We start from the raw sequence: 19,767 nt of genomic DNA on the forward strand, positions 1-19,767 counted from the left end.
AAACAGCCTGAAAACATCGTGGCTGATCTGGGTTTTGAGCGACTTCAAACGGCTCATGTCAGTCTTGCGGAATCAATTGGCCCAAGGGTGTCAACTTGACAAAAAGGACTTGTGACTTGTCCAAGGCGTCATGACGGTGATTCGTGAACGGCTTGGGGTAGTTCTTGACGGCCCCCTGGAATGCGGGCAATTTTTCCAATGCATCCCTGATTTTTTCAGGCGATGTGGTTTTTGCTGTGTCAATCGCTTTGGCCAGCAGGTGTACCGTGTCGTAAGCATGCGCAGCGCCAACGGGACTGGGAATATCTTGCGTGCTTTTCAGCCCGTTGTTTTTCAGGATCCAATCTGCAAGATAGATGGCGCGAGGCCGCTTGTTGTTGATGAAGGTGAAAGTCTGGATGAAATCAATGCGCACCATGTTGAGCTCTTCATTGGCCAACTCGTGCAAGGTGCCGCCCACCGCGCCCCAATGCGACACCACCGGCATGCGCATGGATGGGGGCTGCGCTGCGATTTCTTTGATCAAAATGGCACCCTCTTTCTCATTGCCCACAAACAGCAGGCCTTGCGTGCGGGAGTCCAAGCAGGCTTTGTAGTGTTCCTTCAAAGATGCATCTCCCCAGTTGTACCAACGCACCACCGGGAATTGGGCCGTTTGTGGCCCGGACTTTGCCTGGATAACTTGCTCTGCTGAGCGACCCCAGGCTGTGTTGGGCAAGATGGCGCAGGCTTGCCTCACCTTGTATTTGGAGGACAGGCGCTTCATCATGGCTTCGACACCCCAGTCGTCCTTGAGTGAGACCCGAAACGAGTAAGAGGGCTTGTGCTCGTGATCGGTGATGGGGTCTGCCGATCCCCAGACGCTGATCAAGGGCACTTTCAATCGGTGTGCCTCGGGCAGCATCTCCACGCTGATGGGGCTGTATTTGCCCGTCAACACGGCGACCAGATCCTGGGTGCCTGCCAGTTGAACAAAATTGTCCTTGCCTCGGGCGGAGATCCCTTTGTTGTCGGTGGTGACCAGCTTCAGCGGTCTTCCGTTGAGAACGCCACCTTTGTTGTTGATTTCTTCGATCGCTGCCTTGATGCCCCATTCGGTGGCGATGGCGGAGGTGTTGGTTTTCAGCCCATAGGCGTCGTCAAATCCGATCCACACGGGTGCTTGTTGTGGAGGCGCTGAGGTTTGAGCATAGGCTTGCGCAGCGACTGTCCAGACGATGGCAGTCAGGGCTTGGACCATGCGTTGAAGGCTGCAAGGCATGCCCCTCAATGACGTCAAAGGGTGTTTAGCCATGGAATGTTTTCTCCCATAAAGAAGACATGAGTTGCCGGGTTGAGCTGCTTGCTGGGGCGACCGTGGTGTGTTCCCCTGAAAAAAGTTTGCAGATCATGGCGTTGCGCTGCGCTTTGCTGTCGTATTCAAAAGTGGCGGCCAAGTGGGTGGCGTTTTGCCGCACGGGATGGATCTTCACGCGGCCTACGCCAGCCACCGTGAGGCTGGCCGTGCCTTTTTGGAACAGGCCATGGCCTGTTGACGGCAGGGCCAATTTGCAGCCATCGACGCTGGCATCGATGATGTTCACCGCCACCTGGGTTTCGCCATCGTGGGCAATGGCCGATTCCGCCATCAAAAAGCGCTCTTCCTTTCTCAAGCGAGGGCCTTCAAAACACAGCAATGCCGCCAGGCCCAAGGTGACGACGTTCAACATCGACCAGAACATGGCAATGGGGAAAAATTCGTCATGGGGCACCACCGCCAACTCCGGCACCACGTTCAGCAGCAAGCCCAGCAGCGTCAAACCCATGCACAGCAAAATCATGCCTAGGCTGAAGAACTCCACCCGAGCGCCATTGGCCGCGTCCGAGCCCTTGGGCGTGACCCGGAAAGGCTTGCCAAAGGGTTTGATGAGGGAAGCCACCACGGTGGGCGCCAGTCTGAAGCTGGCGAACACCCCCGCAGGCCCGGAGACCAGCGGCGAAAAATGGCCACCGACCAGCCAACGCATCGCCAGAAAAAACGACAAGAAAACAGGCAGTTGGTAAAACACCATGTCGGCCGCGTCCGTGAAGTGAAAAGGCAGCCAACCCAAAAGCAAATACGCCAAAGGAATGGCGATGAGCATCAGGCGGACGGCGTATTGCGTGAGCCAACTGGTGGGGAAAAACAGGATCCTTTGGACGACACTCAAGCCAGGACCGAGAGGGCCTGCTTTGAGGAACAGGGATTGAATGGCTCCACGACACCAGCGTTCACGTTGCACGAAGAAGCCTTCGATCGATTCAGCCGCCAGACCCATGCTCAAGCGTTCGTTGAGGTAAATGGTTTGGTACCCCTTGCGCAACATGACCAAGGTGGTCAACAGATCCTCCGTGATGCTTTGGGTGGGAATGCCGCCAACGGCATCGACCGCTTGGCGACGCATGATGCTGCAAGAGCCACAGCAAAAGGCGGCTTGCCACGCATCGCGGGAAGCCGCCATCTGGTCAAAAAACAAGCGTTGCTCGTCAGGGTAGATCTGCATCAGGCCCAGGTTGGTCTGGATCGGGTCTTTGTTGTAGAAATGTTGGGGCGTTTGCACGATGCCAATCGCCGGGTCGCTGAAAAATCCCAAGGTGCGTCGGATGAAGTTCTTGGAGGGCACAAAGTCCGCATCGAACACGGCAATGAACTGACCCTTCGCGTGTGTCAATGCGTGGTTCATGTTGCCGGCCTTGGCGTGCGTGTTGTCGGCTCGGGTCAGGTAGCGCACGCCGCCCGTTTCTTCGCAAAACGTGCGCAACCAGTCACGCTTGCCATCGTCCAGTACCCAGACAGTTTTGTGCGGGTAGTCCACGGCTGCGGCCGCCACAATGGTTTTTTCCAGGACGTCCAGCGGTTCGTTGTAAGTGGGAATGAAGATGTCCACTTCAGGCAGCGGGCTGGGCATCTGGTGTTGGTTGGCTTCTTCGCTTCGCGTGTTGGTGCGGCTCATGATCAACAAGAAGACCGCCACCTCGATGAAGGCCAAGACTTCAATGCCCCAAACGCCCCAAATCCAGGTCTGAGCCCAGGCGCTGTCCTCGTTGTCGGGCCAGACGGTGCTGAACAAACGCCAGGACAGGTACTGCAGGCACAGCAGTGCGGGGATCAGGCACACCATTCGCCGAGTCTTGATTTGGTGGCGCGGGGCATCCCAAACCAGCAAGAAGAATGCGGCGACCAGCAGCAGGGGGATGTAATCCATGTGGGCGATTACATGAGGAATGAGCTGAGGCGGCTCAGCCACACCGAGGGGCGCCATTCACGAGGCACTTTGACGTCGACTTTGCGGCCTGCAAAGCACAAGTTTTCCTGGGGTTTGTCCAGGTCAGCCGCATTGATCTTGACGAATATCCGGGCGTCTTTTTTTTCACGCTGCAGTTGTGCGACCAAGGTCGTGTCTTGCAAGTTGTTGCCACTGCCCGTGACGGCAAGGATGTGACCTGTGCGCCATGGGGTGCTGCCAATCAGGCGGTACTGGACCGGTTTGCCGATCTGAAAAGTTTCGAGCGATGATTCCGGCACCGCCACATCGAGGAACAGGTTGTCGCAGGTGATCACATGGGCCAGGTCGGTGCCTATCACGACCTCGGTGCCGTTGCTGCCAAACTTGCGCCACAAAACCCCCGTGCTGGGTGACTGCATCCGCACCTCGCGCGAGATGGCCATGTTGTCGCGTTCCTGGCTGATCTGCAGTTGAACATCGGCGCTGCGCCGTTCGTTCTCGCGCAGGCGAGCGGATACCTCGGTGATCTGCAGGCGCACGTCATCAAGCCGCTGCTGGGTGTACGGCACGTCGTTGCGTCCTTCCCCCAGGTAAACAAAGCTTTGGACGGCTTGCTTTTCGGTTTCCAGAAGCCGGATGCGGGCCTGAAAAATGTCGAGTCTGCTTTTTGTGACTTCGAGTGCGTATTGCGCCGCCTCGTTTTGGGCCGGGGAGATGAAGTTTTCCTTGACCAGCAGGGCGTTGCGTTGCGCCAGCATTTGTTGCTCCCGGATCAGGCTTTCCTGGGCCTTTTTCTCGGATTGGGCCTGGGCCAGTTGCTCCTCGAGTCTGAGAAATTCGTGCGTGCGGTGGACAGAGACCCGATTTTTCAAATCCTTTTGAAGCTGCTGCAGATTTTTGAGGTGCTGCTGCAGGCCCAGGCTTCTTTCGGCCAGGGTTTTTTGCTCCACCTCCATCTCATTGACGGCACTTTCCTTGAATCGGGTGTTGCTGATTCGGACCAATTCTTCGCCTTGCGCGATCGGCTGGCCAGGCATTTTTACAAAGCCGTCCAAGGCCCCCTCGATGGGTGATTTGATCGTCACATAGTGGGTGTTCACGATGGCGTTGATGCTTTGAAAGCTGGCCAGGGCTGGCACGAGCACCACTGCAGCGATGAGGGCAATGCCAAAGCCCAAGGCACGTTTTGATGTCTTTAAAGAGGTGAACATGCCCATGGTCCGGTGTGATTGTGAGGTGTTGTTTTCAGTGCTTCTTGGCAGGGTGCATCGCCCGATAGCATTCACAGGCCTTGGCTTCCAGTCCGGAGCGATCCAGGACTTCCAATTGCCCCCGCCTGACTTCGATCAGCCCTTCGTGGCTCAATTTGCCAGCGGTCAGGGTGACCGATTCCCTGCGAATGCCCAAGGTGTCTGCGATGTCCTGGTGGGTAATTTGGAGCGTGTGCCCTTGTGTCTTGTCCAGGGTGTTCATGATCCAGCGAACGATCTGCTGCTCATTGCTGTGTTTGCTGCTGCAGATGGTGGGCATGGCAATCTGCAGAATCATCTGTCGCGTGGTGGCCATCCAGATTTTGAGGAACCCGCTGTCTTGCGCCAATTCCGACTGGAACACGCTCAAAGGTAATTTGTAGGCAAACCCTGCAAATTTCACGCGTGCGCGGCTGAAATTCTGGTTGCCGCCCATCACACCACTGCCGACCATGCCTTCTTTGCCAATCAGGACAATGTCGGCTGAAGAACCATCCGAGATGTCAATTTGCATGGCGATGATGGCGCTCACCGGAAAGAAGACAAATTGAATGGCTTCATGCGGCCGGAAGATCAACTGGTCGGCTTCCAGACAAACCAGTTGGAAAGACGGGCGTAATTTTTCATATTTATCGGATGGCAATTGCTGAACCATCAAATTACTGCCCGGACTTAGCATTTACGGCCCTTTTTGCTGTTCTTGACATTTATTTTAATAAAAAACAATATTTATATTGTTCGGTTTCGCACATATGAGCTTCATTCCGACGTGAATTTAGAAAGTAATTGGGTTTTATGGGTGTGTTGGCCTTGAGTGATTCTGATTTTTCAGCGGCACAGTGCGCCGCTGCGCAAAGAAAAAGCCTCCCGACTTTGCAGTCGGGAGGCTTTGTGCTTTGGCCGCTTGAGCGGTTTACATCGAGTCGATGAAGCTGCGCAGTTTGTCGCTGCGGCTGGGGTGCTTGAGCTTGCGCAGCGCCTTGGCTTCTATTTGGCGGATGCGCTCGCGGGTCACGTCGAACTGCTTGCCCACTTCTTCCAGCGTGTGGTCGGTGGACATCTCGATGCCAAAACGCATGCGCAGCACTTTGGCTTCGCGGGGCGTGAGGCTGTCCAGAATGTCTTTGACCACATCACGCAGGCCAGCTTGCAGGGCCGCGTCGATGGGTGCGGTGTGCGTGCTGTCTTCGATGAAGTCACCCAAATGGCTGTCGTCGTCGTCACCGATCGGCGTTTCCATGGAGATCGGCTCTTTGGCGATCTTCATGATCTTGCGGATCTTGTCTTCCGGGATTTCCATCTTCTCGGCCAGTATGGAGGCATCGGGCTCAAAGCCGAATTCCTGCAAGTGCTGACGCGAGATGCGGTTCATCTTGTTGATCGTCTCGATCATGTGCACCGGGATGCGGATCGTGCGGGCCTGATCCGCAATGGAGCGGGTGATGGCCTGACGGATCCACCAAGTGGCGTAGGTCGAGAACTTGTAGCCACGGCGGTATTCGAACTTGTCTACCGCCTTCATCAAACCGATGTTGCCTTCCTGGATCAAGTCGAGGAACTGCAGACCACGGTTGGTGTACTTTTTGGCGATCGAGATCACCAGGCGCAAGTTGGCCTCGATCATCTCTTTCTTGGCGTCGCGTGAAGCACGCTCACCAGCGTTCATGCGCTTGTTGATGTCTTTCAACTCATCGAGCGGCACCACCACTTGCGATTGCAGGTCCATCAACTTTTGCTGCAGATCTTGCACGGGCGGGATGTTGCGGCCCATGACGGCGCTCCAGCTCTTGCCCGCAGCGGCTTGTTTCTCAATCCACTTGAGGTTGAGCAACTGCGATTCCACGCGCTTGCCGTTTTTGTCACGGCCGCTGAAGTCGGCAATGAAGTTGTCTTGCGGGTAACCGCACTTGTCCACAATGATGCGGCGCAGTTCGCGCTCTTTCTTGCGAACGTCGTCCACCTGGCCGCGCACCATGTCGCACAGCTTTTCAATGGTCTTGGCGGTGAAGCGGATGGTCATCAGCTCTTCGGACAGGGCGGTTTGTACCTTGACGTAAGCCGGTGTGCCCCAGCCTTCCTTGTCGTACACCTTGTGCACTTTTTCGAAGTATTCGGTGATGCGGTCAAAACGCTCCAGCGCTTGGTTCTTGAGCTCTTCGAGCTTCTTGGTCAGGGCCTTGGAGCCGCCTTTGCCATCGTCGTCGTCGGCTTCGTCGAATTCGTCGAAGTCTTCTTCCGCCACATAGTCGTCGGCCTCGTTCAGGTTGGCGAAACCGTCCACCACGGTGGAGATCACAACCTTGCCTTCACGGATTTCGTTGGCCATGCGCAGGATTTCGGCGATGGTGGCGGGCGATGCGCTGATCGCAGCCATCATGTCCATCAAGCCGCCTTCGATGCGCTTGGCAATCTCGATCTCGCCTTCTCGGGTCAGCAGTTCCACGGTGCCCATCTCGCGCATGTACATGCGCACGGGGTCGGTGGTGCGGCCAAATTCGCTGTCCACGGTGGACAGGGCGGCTTCGGCGGCTTCTTCGGCTTCTTCTTCGGTCGAGCCTGTGGGCGCGTTGTCCGTGATGATCAGGCTCTCGGCGTCCGGCGTTTGCTCGTACACCGCTACGCCCAGGTCGTTCAGAGTGGCGATCACCACTTGCAGGGTTTCGGCATCGACCAGTTTGTCGGGCAAGTGGTCGCTGATTTCACCGTTGGTGAGGTAGCCACGGGTCTTGCCCAGCTTGATCAGGGCTTTCAGACGGTCACGGCGCTGCACCATCTCGGCTTCGGTCAGGACGGTTTCGTCCAGGCCGAATTCCTTCATCAAGGCGCGTTCTTTGGCCTTGCTGATCTTCATGCGCAGGGGCTTGACCTTCTCGGCGGTGTCCGAGACGGGTTCGGCTTCGACTTCCTCTTCGATGTCGATGATTTCATCGTCGAACGAGGGCTCAGCGATGCTGCCCTTTTTCTTGGGGCCGCGTTTGGCGCCGGTCACGGCTTTCTTGGCCGCAGGCTTTTTGGCAGGCGCTTCGGCCACATCGGCAGCTTTGGTGGCTTTGGGTTTTTTCACCACGACTTCGGCTTCAGCCGCTTTGGCTTTGGCGGTGGTTTTCTTGTCGGTCACTTCGGATTTCTTGGCAGGCACGGAGGCGGCTTTCTTGGCAGGAGTTGCCGGGGCTTGGGTGGGCTTGGCCGCTGGGGCGGCTGCTTTGGCGGTCGGCTTGGCCGGTGCTTTGGCAGTCACTTTGTCATTTGCCTTGGCTTTGGCGACGGGCGCTGGGGCTTTTTTGGCAGGTGCGGGTTTGGCCACGGTTTTGGATTGGGCGGGGGCCTGGGCAGGCTTCTTCGGCTTTTGAGCGGGCATGAACAACCTCAAGACTTCAAAACAGACAAGGAAACAGACACAGTCAGCGCCAAATACATCCCGGCGCGGGCTTGTTAAGACACAGGGTCAACGTCCTATATGGGCGTCAAAACTGCAATGGCAAGATGGAGGGGCGAACATTTGGAATGCAGTCCTTGCGGAACGGTGACCGACCCATAGGGGGCTTCGCGCTGATGGCGGTGGTCTAGCCGGAGGTGCTGCTGTCGCTCTTGCCGAGAAAAATGGATTATACCCAAAGACAGATGGGCAACCTCCCGTGAGGGCTTGTCTGTAGATCGGTGGCTTCAGCCCCGACGCCAGTTGGTCAGCGCGAAGGCCGAATGGCTGTTTTGGGGCGAAAGGCTTTGCAGACTTCGTCGTTCGTTTCCATGTAAGGACCGCCGATCAAATCCACGCAATAGGGCACCGCCGCAAAAATGCCATGCACCACCGGCTTGCCATCGGCGTCTTTCAGGCCTTCGAGCGTCTCGGCGATCGATTTGGGCTGGCCCGGCAGGTTGATGATCAGGCTCTGGCCACGAATCACCGCCACCTGGCGTGACAAGATGGCGGTGGGCACGAATTTCAGGCTGATCTGGCGCATTTGCTCGCCGAAGCCGGGCATTTCCTTGTCGGCCACGGCCAGCGTGGCTTCGGGTGTCACATCGCGCAGGGCAGGGCCCGTGCCGCCGGTGGTCAGCACCAAGCTGCAACCGGCATCGACCAACTCGATCAAGGTGGCGCTGATGCGGTCTTTTTCGTCCGGGATCAGGCGCGGCTCGAACGTGATGGGGTTGCGCAGGGCGCGGCTGAGCCATTCTTGCAAGGCCGGCAGGCCCTTGTCTTCGTACACGCCGGTGCTGGCGCGGTCGCTGATGGAGACAATCCCGATCTTGATGGGGTCATGCTGAAGCTCAGTCATCGTTGCCTTCCTCTGCTGTGTCATCGTCTTCGCCGGTCAGAATGTTTTTGAGCAGCTTGAACAATTCACGGTAGGCCCGGCTTTGCCGTGGGGCAAGCCCCTGCGATACGGCCGCATTGGAGACCGGAACAGCGTCCTTGCGGGCCTGGCGCACGAGGGCACGCAGTTGTTGAATGTCGGTTTGGGGGTACTGTGCGATCCACTCGCCCACGGCGGCGTCGTCGGCGATCAGGCGATCGCGCCATGCCTCTGCCAAGTGCAGCGACTGCGTGTCTTTGGCGCTGCCCAAGCGCTGGATCTCGAGCGCTTCGCGCACGGCTTGCAGGGTTTCGGGGCTGAGCAAGCGCATTTGCTTGCCAATGAACTGCATTTGGCGGCGTTTGCCTTCAAAGTTGGTGATGCGGTTGGCTTCGACCAGACCGTCGGCCAGTTTGTCGGGGAGTTTGAGCCCGGCCATCAGGTCGCGGCGCAGGGTCAGCAGTTGCACGCCCAGCTCTTGCAGTTCGGTGCTTTCGCGCTTGAGTTCGGTGCGGCTGGGACCTTCCAGTCCGAACTTGAGTTCGCGTTTGAACTCCAGGTCCAGTTCGCTGCCTTCGGCAACAAATTGACCACGGACGAAATAGCCTTTTTTGGGTTTACGGGACATGACTGGGGGAACTCGTTCTCAAGGACAGCGCGCAGGCTGGGTGGCAAGTATCATAGCGGCCACTGTGGGCTTCGCGCCCACCATCTGCCTCGAGAGCCCTTCCGTGAACAAAACCGCACCCGCCCAAGCTTCCACTTCCAAGCCACACGATGGCTTCAGCTACTCGCGTGACCACTTTGAAGAACTGGTCGACACCGCCTTGCACCATGCCAAGCAACTGGGCGCCACCAACGCAGGCGCCGAAGCGTCGGAAGGTTGCGGCTTGTCGGTCAGCGTGCGCAAGGGCGAGCTGGAAAACGTGGAGCGCAACCGCGACAAGTCCTTGGGCGTGACGGTTTATGTTGGACATCGCCGTGGCAATGCCAGCACCTCTGATTTCTCCAAGGCTGCGATCGAGCGCACCGTGCAAGCCGCCTATGACATCGCCCGTTTCACCGCAGAAGACCCCACCGCTGGCCTGCCCGATGCGGCCGATATCGAGACCCAACACCGCGATCTGGATTTGTTCCACCCTTGGTCGATCAACAGCGAAGAAGCCGCGCGGTTGGCCTTGCAATGCGAAGCGGCAGCGCTCAAGACCAGCCGCCGCATCACCAACAGCGATGGCGCTGCGGTCTCGGCGCAGCAAAGCCATTTTTTCAGCGCCCACACACACGGCTTTCGAGGGGGCTATGCCAGTTCGCGCCACAGCATCTCGGTGGCTCCGATTGCCAAGCTGCCAGGCCGCAACGCCGAGATGCAACGCGACGCCTGGTACAGCTCGATGCGTTCGGCGGATGAGTTGGCCTCTGCCGAGGCGGTGGGTCGCTACGCTGCCGAGCGTGCCTTGTCCCGCTTGGGCGCGCGCAAAATCGCCACGACCGAATGCCCCATTTTGTTTGAGTCGCCTGCGGCGGCGGGCTTGCTGGGTGGATTTGTGCAGGCCGTCAGTGGCGGTGCGCTTTACCGCAAGAGCAGTTTCTTGCTCGACTCGCTGGGCAAGAAAGTCTTCCCCAAGCACATTGACATCGAAGAAGACCCGCATCTGTTGCGTGGCAAAGGCAGCTCGCCCTTTGACGACGAAGGCGTGCGCTCGGTGCGCCGCCAGGTGGTCAAAGGTGGCCGTGTCGAGGGCTATTTCCTGTCGAGCTATTCGGCCCGCAAACTGGGCATGAAGACCACGGGCAACGCCGGTGGCTCGCACAACCTGACGATGACTTCGCGCCTGACGCAAGCTGGCGATGACCTGGATGAAATGATCCGCAAGCTGGGCACAGGCCTGTTTGTCACCGAGTTGATGGGGCAGGGCGTGAACTACGTCACCGGTGACTATTCACGTGGCGCCAGTGGCTTTTGGGTGGAGAACGGCCAGATCGCTTACCCGGTGCAGGAGATCACGATTGCCGGAAACCTGAAAGACATGTTCATGGGCATCGAAGCCATGGGTTCGGACACCTACAACATGGGTGCCAAGACCACGGGCTCCATCCTCATCAACCGCATGAAGGTGGCGGGCAGCTGACCATTGAACGGCCAGGAGCCACGTCTGGCGCGCTGATCGGGGAGGGTTTCAGGCCCAATGTTTCTGGCGGATGTCTTCAAAATAGCCCGCCAGTGACTGCACCAAACGGGCTTGTTCAGCCTGCAGTTTTTGCGCAGGCATTTGGTCGTGCTGTCCGGTGAAGGGGCACACCACTTCGGTTCGGATGCCGCTCATTTGCTCCAGCACCGACATGCCCCAAAACGGTACCGACACCGGGCAATAGCCACCTTCATGGGTCATGACCATGCGGGCCTGCGCGTGCTTGCGGGCCATGGACAGCACCGCATCGGTCATCCAGCGAAAGGCCACGCCGTCCAGCATCATGCGGCCCAGTGGGTCGAAGCGCCCGGCGTCGTAGCCACAGGCCACGATGATCAGCTGGGGTTTGTAGGCGTCCAGTGCGGGCAGGATGACTTTCTCGAAGGACTCGCGGTAAGCCCCAAATCCGCAGCCGGGCGGCAGCGGGATGTTGATGTTGTAGCCGGCCCCCGCACCTTGACCCAGTTCGTCGGCCTCGCCTTTGACGAACAAATAGCCCGCTTGTTGGTGCACCGAAATCGTCAACACATCGCTGCGGTGTTCAAAACATTTCTGGGTGCCGTTGCCAAAGTGCACATCCCAGTCGACGATGGCCACGCGCTCCAGTCCGTGCACCTCGATGGCATGGGCCGCAGCCAGGGCGGCATTGGCAAACACGCAAAAGCCCATGCCTTGCTCGGGCTCGGCATGGTGGCCAGGTGGGCGCGTCAGGGCATAGGCTGTTTGGGCCTGGCCCCCCATCACGGCATCGACAGCGCTCAGGGCGCAACCCGCAGACCGCCTTGCTGCATCCCAGCCGTTGGATGAAATCGGCGCGCCAATGCCCGTGTCGCCACCACCTTGCTGGGCAATGGCTTGCACTTTGTTCACGTAATCGGCACTGTGCAGCCGGGTCAGTTCGTGCACCTGCGCATCACGCGCGGGCATGACTTTTAACTGCGACATCAGCCCGCTGGTTTGCAGCAAGTTGTGCAGGCGCCGTTTGGGATCTGCGTTTTCGATGTGGCGGTTGTAGGGCTCCACAAAGCCGCCAGGTTTGAGCATCAGGGCGTAGTTGCCCGGGTCGTGCCAAAAGCACAATTCATCGGTGATGTAGGCGGTGGTGTTCATGTTCTGGAGAGGCGTTTGGCCAACAGGCCCGTCACAAGGGGCCACACCAGCAGCAGCGCCGTGGTGGCGAGCAGGATGGCCGAGATGGGGCGTTCAATGAAGGGCATGAAGGAGCCTTCGCTGCGGCCCAGGGTTTGGCGCAGCGTGGCTTCAAGTGTGTCGCCCATCACCATGCCCAGAATCAGGGGAATGGTCGGGATGTTGGCGCGTGCACACACCAGCCCCAGCACCCCAAAGACGGCGGCGATGATCACGTAATACATGCTGTTGGCGGCTGAAAACGCACCGACAAAACACAAGGCCAAAATCGCCAGTCCCAAAATGCGTGGATTGACGTAGGCCAGGCGTGCCAAGGGTTTGACGGTGATCACCAGCAAGGCCAGGATCACCACGTTGATGACCAGCAAGGAGGCCAGGACACCGTTGATGATTTCAGGGCGGTCCATGAACAGCGATGGGCCGGGCACGATGCCATGCACCACGAACACGCCCATGATGATGGCGGTGATCGCATCGCCCGGGATGCCCAGCGTGAGCACGGTGATCATGGCGCCCCCGGAGTTGGAGTTGTTGGCGCATTCGGCTGCCACGATGCCCTCGGGGTTGCCTTGGCCAAACGGCGTGGGGTCTTTGGCACCGCGTTGGGTCCAAAAGTAGGCCAGGGAAGTGGACAACGCAGCCCCCACAGCCGGCAGCACACCGATGGCCGAGCCCAGAAACAAACCCTTGGCCATGGCTTTGGGGTATTTGAAGGGCTCCAAAAATCCGCGCCACGACAAGCCCGCGTTTTGGATGAGCGAGGCATCAAACTGGGGCACTGGCGAGCTGACCATGACCAGCGCTTGCGCCATGCCAAACAGCCCAACGGCCACGGGCACCAGCGGAATGCCGCTGAGCACACCGTCGATGCCGAAGGTGTAGCGCTGTTCGTTGGAGTTGGGGTCGATCCCGACGGTGGCCAAAAAGAAGCCCAGGCCCATCATCATCATGGCCGATGCAAATTGCTTGCGGTAGGCTTTGCCCACACACACGGCGGCCAGCACGATGGCCATGACGCTTTCCGGCGCACCAAAGCGTGCCGCAAAACTGGCCATGGGCCTGGCCGCCAGCCCCAACAGCAAAGCACTGGTGATGCCGCCCACAAAAGCCGACATGAATGCCAAAGACAATGCCCGTTGTGCCTGGCCGTTCTTAGCCATCGGGTAACCATCGAACATGGTCATGATCGAAGACGCCTCACCCGGCGTGCGGATCAAAATGGAGGTGACCGCCCCCCCGTAAAACGCACCGCAATACACCCCCAGCAACATCGAAATGCCCGCCAACGGGGCCATGCCGTAAGTGAAGGGCAACAGCACCGCGATCGTCACGCCAGGTCCGACACCAGGCAAGACACCCACGATGATGCCCAAGGCCGCACCGATCAATAAAGACACCGCGATGGGCCAGGTGCCCAAAGATGCAAAGCCTTGGCTCAGGCTGTCGAAAAATTCCATACTCAGATCAACCAGCCATGGCCGAAGTAGACCTTCAGCACTTTCACAAACACCGCCCACATGGCCACGGAGAGCAGCACACTCAGGCCCAGTGTGGCACCTCGGCTCAGACCCAGCCAGGCCCCGCTGGCCATCAAAAAGAGCCAAGTGCTCGACAAGTAGCCAAGCCAGGGCACCGCCAGCATGTAAAGCCCAAACAAGGCCAGCATGCCCAAGGCCTGGCGCATGCTGGCGGTGCTCGAGTCCAGCTCATCGGAGTCGGCCACCTCGATGGCGTTGCGCCGTTGGTACAACTCCACCGCCCCTGCCGCACAGGCCAGGGCCAAGGTCACGCGCGGAAAAAAAGCAGCCGATTCAAACCAAGCCGCCTGCGCAGGAAAAGGGCTGATCAATTGGGGCGTGGCCAGCATCGCCGCCGCAGCAGCCAAGGCCAGCAGCAAAACCAGCCCCTTGTCCCATGACCGAGTCAAAGTGTCAGATGAGGGTTTCACTTTTTGGCAAAACCCAATTCAGACATCAGCTCGGCGATCCACTTGGCGTCATCCATCACCCGCTTGCTCATTTGATCGGCGCTCATGGGCAGGGCCGGGATGCCCGCTTTCTTGAACTGGTCTTGCACGGGCTTGTCTTTCAGGGCTTCCATCATCACCGCAGACAGTTTGTTGACGATGTCTTTGGGCACCCCCGCCGGTGCAGCCATGCCGCCCCAGGAGTAAATCTCGCCATAGCCTTCTTCAACGGGCGTGGCCACGTTGGGAAAGACCGGGTTGCGCGAAGGACCCCAGGCCGAGAGGATCTTGATTTGCCCGGCTTTGGCATACGAGACCGCACCTTCGGCACCGGCGGTGGTCACATCGGCATCGCCGGCCACCAGTTCTTTGGCGCTGGGGTTGGGAAAGGCCACGACTTTGTAGGCCCAGCCGTCTTTCTTGGCGATTTTGGCCGCAATCAGGGCGGGCACGGCCGCCGGCGCGTAGCTGCCAATGGTCACGGTTTTGCCCGATTGTTTGGCCCAGGCGGCAAACTCTTTGAGGTTGTTGGCCGGGATGTCACCGCGCGAGGCGAGCACAAAGTCGTTGATCAGCATGCCGCCCACCGATTGGTAGTCGGCCATTTTGTAGGGGGTGTTGCCCGCAATGATTTGGGAGATGCCGGGTCCGGGTGTCCAGGTGCCAATGGTGTAGCCATCGGGTTTGGCACGGGTCATCTCGGCAAAGCCCACCACACCGCCACCGCCGGGCTTGTTGATCACCTGCACCGGCACGCCCAGGCGCTTGCTCATGCCTTCGGCCAGCAAGCGGGTTACCACATCCATGTCGTTGCCTGGCGGGTAGGGGTAGATGATCTCGATGGGCTTGCTGGGCCACTTGTCTTGCGCCAGGGCGGGCAGGGCAGCGGCAACTGCCAAGGCAGCGAGGGCGATCAGTCGGATGCGGTGTGTCATGAAGGTCTCCTGTCGGTCTTGTGTGTGGGTGAAATGATTAAACTTTTTCTGCGGCCTGGAAGGCAATGTGTAAAACCCTGAGCGCTTCGTCCACGTTCTCGCGCGTGAAGACCAAGGGTGGCGACAAGATCAGTCGGTTGCCTTGCACGCGGATGATGGCGCCTGCGTCGCGGGCCGTGCCCACCAGGGTCTGGATGTAGGCCGAGGGCGGCACCAGCATGGCCCGGCTGGCTTTGTCGGTGACCAGTTCGATGGCGGACATCATGCCTTTGCCACGCACCTCGCCCACATGGGCGTAGTGCATTAGTTCCTGCAACTTGTCTTGCATGTAAGCCCCCACGCGGCTGGCGTTGCCGGGCAGGTCTTCGCTGGCCACGATGTCCAGATTGGCATTGGCCGCAGCACAGGCCAGCGCATGGCCGGAGTAGGTGTAGCCGTGCATCAGGGCGGCAGGCACGCCGGGCTGGTTCCAGGCGCTGGCTACGCGTTCGTTGATGAGGGTGGCACCCAAGGGCACATAACCCGAATTGATGCCCTTGGCCATGGCCATGATGTCGGGGGCCACGCCCCAAGCGCGGGCACCGCACATGGCGCCGATGCGACCAAAGCCAGTCACGATCTCATCGCTGATCAGCAAGATGCCGTGCTGGTCGAGCAGTTGCCGCAGGCCCGGCCAGTAGCGCTCGTGCGGCACGATCACGCCGCCTGCGCCTTGCACCGGCTCGGCCACCAGGGCGGCAATGTTGTGCGCCCCGACTTGCTCAATCAGTTGGCTCAGTTGTGTCAGACACAACTGGGCCAACTGGGCCGGATCGCTTTCGTTCCAGGGATTGCGGTAGGTGTAGGGCGTTTCGGCCAGGTGGCAGCCCGGCAGGAGCGGTTCGTAGGCGTTGCGGAACATCGGGTTGCCGTTGATGGACGCCCCGCCAAAATGCACCCCGTGGTAGCCCCATTTGAGCGAGATGAACTGGTGACGCTCGGGCTGGCCGTTCAGCTTCCAGTATTGGCGCGCCAGTTTGAGCGCGGTTTCCACCGCGTCCGAGCCGCCAGAGGAAAAGAACACCTTGTTCATTTTTTCTGGTGCGAACATGCGCATCAGTCGCGCCGACAGTTCAATGGCGGGCGGGTTGGAGGTGTTTTGAAAGGTGGAGTAATAAGCCAGCTTGTCCAGCTGCGCCTTGATGGCGTTGATGACCTCGGGCCGGTTGTGCCCCACGTTCACGTTCCACAGCGAGGCCACGGTGTCCAGATAACGCTTGCCGTCGATGTCGTAGACGTGAACGCCTTCGCCCCGGTCAATGATCAAAGGCGGTGCAGCCTGGACCGCCTTGGGGTCGATCATCGGGTGGTACATGTGCTGCGCGTTGGCGCTGCGGATGTCGATGGGCGATTGAATGGAGGCGTTGAGGGGTGTTGTGCTCATGCGCTCAAGCATAGGCAGCAAGCAGGTGATGGAAAAAATCCATTATCCTCAGGTTTTTCCCGTAGACAGGCCGCATTCACCATGGGCTTTCCCAAAGCATCGCTGGCCGCGCAAAGCCAATTGCCCGAGTTTGAAGATCCGCGATCGATTTTCGATTTGCTCAACTTCCGTCTGTCCGAGCTCCTGGGCATCAGCGGTTCGCTGGTGACCCGCATTTGCGAAAACGAGTACGGCATCACCCGCGAAGAGTGGCAGTTTGTGGCCATGCTGGCCGAACTGAACGCCATGTCGCCCTCGGACCTGGCGGCGCGCACCACCGTGGACCGCTCCCAAGCTTCCAAAACCCTCAGAGCCCTGATGAGCAAGGGGCTGGTGGAGCGCCAGGCTGTGCCGGGTGATGGTCGGCGCGCCAGGGTCTTGCTCACGCCAGCAGGGCGCTCGCTGTTTGCCGCAATATTTCCACGTGTGGTGCAAGTGCACCATGAACTGTTGCACGACTTGGGTTCAGCCCAGCGGCAGGCTTTGGCGCACAGTTTGAGTGCCATGCAAGCGCGGGCATTAGCCGTGGCGCAAAGGCACAAGCCCGAAGGTGCAACCGGACGCAGGCAGGGGGGCAGCCGTGCCCGCTGGAAGGCATCTCCGCCCGGCGCTTAGGCCCGCAAGTCTTCTCGGATCAGGTCAGCGGCTTTTTCGGCCAGCATGATGATGGGCGCATTGGTGTTGCCCGACACGATGCGCGGCATGACCGAACCGTCCACCACCCTGAGGCCTTGCAGGCCATGCACGCGCAGCCGCGCATCGACCACCGCCATCGGGTCTGTGCTCGGACCCATGGCGCAAGTGCCTACGGGGTGAAAAATGCTGCCTGCGCGGCGGCGTATCCAGTCCAGGATGTCGGCATCACTTTGGGTGGGGGCTCCAGGCTCGTGCTCTTGCACGATGTAGCGTTGCAGTGGTGCCTGAAGGGCGATCTCGCGCATCTTGCGCACCATCTGAACGGCCAGGCGCTGATCGCTTTCGGCGCTCAGGTAGTGGGCCTGGATGTCTGGCGGGCTCAGGGGGTCCGCACTGCGAATCTGGATGCGCCCACGGCTTTGTGGGCGCAGGATGCAGGCCGACAGCGTGATGCCTGGAAAAGGGTGGGGTGGTTGGTGAGGGCGGTCGAAGCTGACCAGACCGAAATGGATCTGCACATTGGGCCAGTCGGGCTGTGCCGCGTTGTCCAGCGATAAAAAAGCCCCGGCGCGGTACACCCCGGTGGCCAAGGGGCCTGTGCGCGTGAGCTGGTAACGCAGAAAGTCGCGGGCACTGCGCCACGGGCTGTTGGCCACGTCGTTGAGCGTCTCGACGCCTTGACAGCGAAAGGAGGGGCGCACCTGCAAATGGTCTTGCAGGTTCTCGCCTACCCCCGGTAAATCGATGACGGGTGCAATCTGGTGCCGCTTGAGCAGTTCGGCAGGCCCAATGCCAGACAGTTGCAGCAGTTGTGGCGATTGAATGGCGCCAGCGCAAATCACCACTTCATGCCGGGCATGCAATCGGCAGGTCTGGCCTTCACGCGTCCAAGTCACGCCTTGGGCACGCTGGCCCTGCATCAAGATGTGGGTCACTTGTGCACCGCTGATGACCTTCAGGTTGGCGCGCTGCATGGCCTGGCGCAGGTAAGCGCGCTCGGTGCTCATGCGTTGTCCACGTCGCGTGTTCATGCGAAAGTAAGCCGCGCCGGTGTTGTCTCCGCCATTGAAGTCGTCGATCGGTGCGATGCCGCTCTGGCCAGCCGCTGCGATGAACGCATCGGACAGCGGATCATGGGGTAAGTCGGACACCCACAATGGCCCGTTTTGCCCATCGGCGGCGTGCACTTGCCGTGTGCCCATGGCCCGCTGGAAATACGGCAGCACATCGGCCCAGGACCAGCCCGGATTGCCCAGTGCTTGCCAGTGGTCGTAGTCTTGCTGGTGACCGCGCAAATACAGCATGCCGTTGATCAGGCTGGAGCCGCCCAGGCCTTTGCCTCGGGGCCATGGCAGACGCCGCTCGGCCATGCCCGCTTCGGGCTGGGTTTCAAATCGCCAATCGTGCGCCGGGTTGCCCACGGTTTTGAAATAGCCGATCGGGATGTTCAGCCAAGGGTATCTGGATGGCGAGCCTGCTTCGATCAGGGTCACCTGCAACGTGGGGTCTTCGCTCAGACGGGCGGCGAGGGTGCAGCCTGCAGAGCCCGCGCCGACGATGATGACGTCGGTTTCGGTCATGGGGGCGTGCATTCAATCGGCCTTGATTTGCGCTGCACGCCCGATGCGTTGCCATTTCTCGGTTTCAGTGGCAATGACGCTGTCAAATTGGGCCCCGCTCATGGGTTCGGGCTCCAGCGCCAGGGCACTGAGGCGCTCGCGCACATCGGGCAGGTTCAGTGCTTTGTTCAGTTCGGTGTTCAGGCGATCGATCACTTCTTTGGCGGTGCCCGACTTGACCATCATGCCGTCAAACGAGCGCAGCACGAAGTCACCGAAACCTTGTTCGGACATGGTGGGCACGTCTTTCAGGGCGGGCAGACGTTTGGCGCCTGTGACGGCCATGGCTTTGAGTTTGCCGCCATTGATTTGCGGGATGGCGGCTGAGGCCGTTAAAAACATGAAGTTGGTGCGGTCAGCGATCAGGTCGCCAATGGCCAGGCCAAACTGGTTGTAGGGCACATGGGTGGTGACGGTGCCTGTTTGCTGCTTGAACAGTTCCCCGGCCAGGTGGGCTGGGGTGCCGTTGCCGCCTGATGCAAAACTCAAGCCGCCGGGCTTGGCTTTGGCCGTTTGCACGATGTCGGCCGGCCCCTTGAGTGCGCTGGTGATCGGGGCCACCAGCACGTTGTAGCTCCAGGCCATGTGGCCGACGGCTTCCAGATTTTTGAAAGGAATGGTCTGTGTTGGAAACAGCAGCGGGGCCACCAGCGAGGCCGATGACAGCAAGTAAAGGGTGTACCCATCGGCAGGTTGTCGCAATGCATCGGCCATGCCGATCGTGCCCGCGGCCCCGGGTTTGTTGTCCACCACGATGGGCTGGCCCATGCTTGCCCCCATTTTTTCGGCCACGATGCGGCCGGCCACATCGGCGGGGGTGCCTGCAGGCCAAGGCACCACCATGCGGATTGTTTTGTTCGGGTAGTTTTGCGCCAGAGCGGACGAGCCCAGCACCAGCAGCAAGCTGGCCAGCAGGCCATGGGTCCATCGACGGGCAGTTGGGTTGGTGCGCATGGTGCGGTGTCTCCAAGTCAGGTTGTTTGATCAAGTCCCAAGCGGGTGCATGGGCCATTATTCA

Annotated in this window: 16 protein-coding genes; 2 read left to right on the top strand and 14 right to left on the bottom strand. The window is 59.6% G+C overall.

Annotated elements, in window-relative coordinates:
• Positions 1-58: 58 nt before the first annotated feature.
• The 7 genes from B9Z43_RS10870 to yjgA form a co-directional block, all read right to left on the bottom strand.
• Positions 59-1,294 carry an ABC transporter substrate-binding protein gene (locus B9Z43_RS10870; protein WP_233250065.1) on the bottom strand — a complete coding sequence of 412 codons (1,236 nt, stop codon included), beginning with the start codon at positions 1,292-1,294 and terminating at the stop codon, positions 59-61.
• A complete protein-coding gene (locus tag B9Z43_RS10875) occupies positions 1,287-3,224 on the bottom strand; it encodes a glycosyltransferase (RefSeq protein ID WP_108325339.1) in 1,938 nt (645 codons plus the stop codon). Before B9Z43_RS10875 ends, B9Z43_RS10870 begins: the two co-directional genes overlap by 8 nt.
• An 8-nt stretch (positions 3,225-3,232) precedes the next feature.
• A complete protein-coding gene (locus tag B9Z43_RS10880; RefSeq protein ID WP_233250064.1) occupies positions 3,233-4,456 on the bottom strand; it encodes an HlyD family secretion protein in 1,224 nt (407 codons plus the stop codon).
• Positions 4,457-4,490: 34 nt separating this feature from the next.
• Positions 4,491-5,138 (bottom strand): Crp/Fnr family transcriptional regulator, encoded by a 648-nt coding sequence (locus tag B9Z43_RS10885; RefSeq protein WP_233253959.1) that lies wholly within the window; start codon positions 5,136-5,138, stop codon positions 4,491-4,493.
• A gap of 270 nt (positions 5,139-5,408) precedes the next feature.
• A complete protein-coding gene (rpoD, locus tag B9Z43_RS10890; RefSeq protein ID WP_199222292.1) occupies positions 5,409-7,853 on the bottom strand; it encodes an RNA polymerase sigma factor RpoD in 2,445 nt (814 codons plus the stop codon).
• Positions 7,854-8,178: 325 nt separating this feature from the next.
• Complete coding sequence (gene mog / locus B9Z43_RS10895) at positions 8,179-8,775, bottom strand: molybdopterin adenylyltransferase (protein ID WP_108325348.1); 597 nt, start codon at positions 8,773-8,775, stop codon at positions 8,179-8,181.
• Complete coding sequence (yjgA, locus tag B9Z43_RS10900; protein WP_108325351.1) at positions 8,768-9,421, bottom strand: ribosome biogenesis factor YjgA; 654 nt, start codon at positions 9,419-9,421, stop codon at positions 8,768-8,770. The genes mog and yjgA overlap by 8 nt, the downstream gene beginning before the upstream one ends.
• On the opposite strand from yjgA, the gene pmbA reads away from it, so the two are divergent.
• Positions 9,420-10,922: a metalloprotease PmbA gene (gene pmbA, locus B9Z43_RS10905; RefSeq protein WP_233250062.1), complete on the top strand. Its 1,503-nt coding sequence runs from the start codon at positions 9,420-9,422 to the stop codon at positions 10,920-10,922. The two genes, yjgA and pmbA, sit on opposite strands and share 2 nt — an antisense overlap.
• A gap of 48 nt (positions 10,923-10,970) precedes the next feature.
• On the opposite strand, the gene B9Z43_RS10910 is transcribed toward pmbA, so the two are convergent.
• The 5 genes from B9Z43_RS10910 to B9Z43_RS10930 are packed head-to-tail and all read right to left on the bottom strand — an operon-like array spanning position 10,971 to position 16,455.
• Entirely contained in the window at positions 10,971-12,092 is a 1,122-nt protein-coding gene (locus tag B9Z43_RS10910; RefSeq protein WP_108325356.1) for a class II histone deacetylase, read from the bottom strand.
• Positions 12,089-13,588, bottom strand: coding sequence for a tripartite tricarboxylate transporter permease (locus B9Z43_RS10915; protein ID WP_108325358.1), 1,500 nt, complete (start codon positions 13,586-13,588; stop codon positions 12,089-12,091). The genes B9Z43_RS10910 and B9Z43_RS10915 overlap by 4 nt, the downstream gene beginning before the upstream one ends.
• A gap of 2 nt (positions 13,589-13,590) precedes the next feature.
• Entirely contained in the window at positions 13,591-14,058 is a 468-nt protein-coding gene (locus B9Z43_RS10920; protein WP_146183921.1) for a tripartite tricarboxylate transporter TctB family protein, read from the bottom strand.
• 17 nt (positions 14,059-14,075) lie between these two features.
• Positions 14,076-15,032 carry a tripartite tricarboxylate transporter substrate binding protein gene (locus tag B9Z43_RS10925; protein WP_108325362.1) on the bottom strand — a complete coding sequence of 319 codons (957 nt, stop codon included), beginning with the start codon at positions 15,030-15,032 and terminating at the stop codon, positions 14,076-14,078.
• Positions 15,033-15,069: 37 nt separating this feature from the next.
• A complete protein-coding gene (locus B9Z43_RS10930) occupies positions 15,070-16,455 on the bottom strand; it encodes an aminotransferase class III-fold pyridoxal phosphate-dependent enzyme (protein ID WP_108325617.1) in 1,386 nt (461 codons plus the stop codon).
• 81 nt (positions 16,456-16,536) lie between these two features.
• Here B9Z43_RS10930 and B9Z43_RS10935 point away from each other — a divergent pair, with 81 nt between their 5' ends.
• Complete coding sequence (locus tag B9Z43_RS10935) at positions 16,537-17,109, top strand: MarR family winged helix-turn-helix transcriptional regulator (RefSeq protein ID WP_108325364.1); 573 nt, start codon at positions 16,537-16,539, stop codon at positions 17,107-17,109.
• Here B9Z43_RS10935 and B9Z43_RS10940 read toward each other — a convergent pair.
• Together B9Z43_RS10940 and B9Z43_RS10945 are read right to left on the bottom strand one after the other, a co-directional pair.
• On the bottom strand, positions 17,106-18,710 hold the full coding sequence (locus tag B9Z43_RS10940; protein WP_108325620.1) for a GMC family oxidoreductase: 1,605 nt from the start codon (positions 18,708-18,710) through the stop codon (positions 17,106-17,108). The two genes, B9Z43_RS10935 and B9Z43_RS10940, sit on opposite strands and share 4 nt — an antisense overlap.
• Before the next feature lie 12 nt (positions 18,711-18,722).
• Positions 18,723-19,703: a tripartite tricarboxylate transporter substrate binding protein gene (locus B9Z43_RS10945; RefSeq protein ID WP_108325366.1), complete on the bottom strand. Its 981-nt coding sequence runs from the start codon at positions 19,701-19,703 to the stop codon at positions 18,723-18,725.
• Positions 19,704-19,767 lie beyond the last annotated feature (64 nt).

Source organism: Limnohabitans sp. MMS-10A-192 (assembly GCF_003063335.1).
In the GTDB taxonomy this organism is placed as follows: Bacteria; Pseudomonadota; Gammaproteobacteria; order Burkholderiales; family Burkholderiaceae_C; genus Limnohabitans_A.

What these genes read in the sequence shown, in the direction of transcription:
- B9Z43_RS10870 (WP_233250065.1), bottom strand. Translation starts at nt 1,294, where the DNA reads ATGGCTAAACACCCTTTGACGTCATTGAGGGGCATGCCTTGCAGCCTT.
- B9Z43_RS10875 (WP_108325339.1), bottom strand. Translation starts at nt 3,224, where the DNA reads ATGGATTACATCCCCCTGCTGCTGGTCGCCGCATTCTTCTTGCTGGTT.
- B9Z43_RS10880 (WP_233250064.1), bottom strand. Translation starts at nt 4,456, where the DNA reads ATGTTCACCTCTTTAAAGACATCAAAACGTGCCTTGGGCTTTGGCATT.
- rpoD (WP_199222292.1), bottom strand. Translation starts at nt 7,853, where the DNA reads ATGCCCGCTCAAAAGCCGAAGAAGCCTGCCCAGGCCCCCGCCCAATCC.
- mog (WP_108325348.1), bottom strand. Translation starts at nt 8,775, where the DNA reads ATGACTGAGCTTCAGCATGACCCCATCAAGATCGGGATTGTCTCCATC.
- pmbA (WP_233250062.1), top strand. Translation starts at nt 9,420, where the DNA reads ATGACTGGGGGAACTCGTTCTCAAGGACAGCGCGCAGGCTGGGTGGCA.
- yjgA (WP_108325351.1), bottom strand. Translation starts at nt 9,421, where the DNA reads ATGTCCCGTAAACCCAAAAAAGGCTATTTCGTCCGTGGTCAATTTGTT.
- B9Z43_RS10910 (WP_108325356.1), bottom strand. Translation starts at nt 12,092, where the DNA reads ATGAACACCACCGCCTACATCACCGATGAATTGTGCTTTTGGCACGAC.
- B9Z43_RS10915 (WP_108325358.1), bottom strand. Translation starts at nt 13,588, where the DNA reads ATGGAATTTTTCGACAGCCTGAGCCAAGGCTTTGCATCTTTGGGCACC.
- B9Z43_RS10925 (WP_108325362.1), bottom strand. Translation starts at nt 15,032, where the DNA reads ATGACACACCGCATCCGACTGATCGCCCTCGCTGCCTTGGCAGTTGCC.
- B9Z43_RS10930 (WP_108325617.1), bottom strand. Translation starts at nt 16,455, where the DNA reads ATGAGCACAACACCCCTCAACGCCTCCATTCAATCGCCCATCGACATC.
- B9Z43_RS10935 (WP_108325364.1), top strand. Translation starts at nt 16,537, where the DNA reads ATGGGCTTTCCCAAAGCATCGCTGGCCGCGCAAAGCCAATTGCCCGAG.
- B9Z43_RS10940 (WP_108325620.1), bottom strand. Translation starts at nt 18,710, where the DNA reads ATGACCGAAACCGACGTCATCATCGTCGGCGCGGGCTCTGCAGGCTGC.
- B9Z43_RS10945 (WP_108325366.1), bottom strand. Translation starts at nt 19,703, where the DNA reads ATGCGCACCAACCCAACTGCCCGTCGATGGACCCATGGCCTGCTGGCC.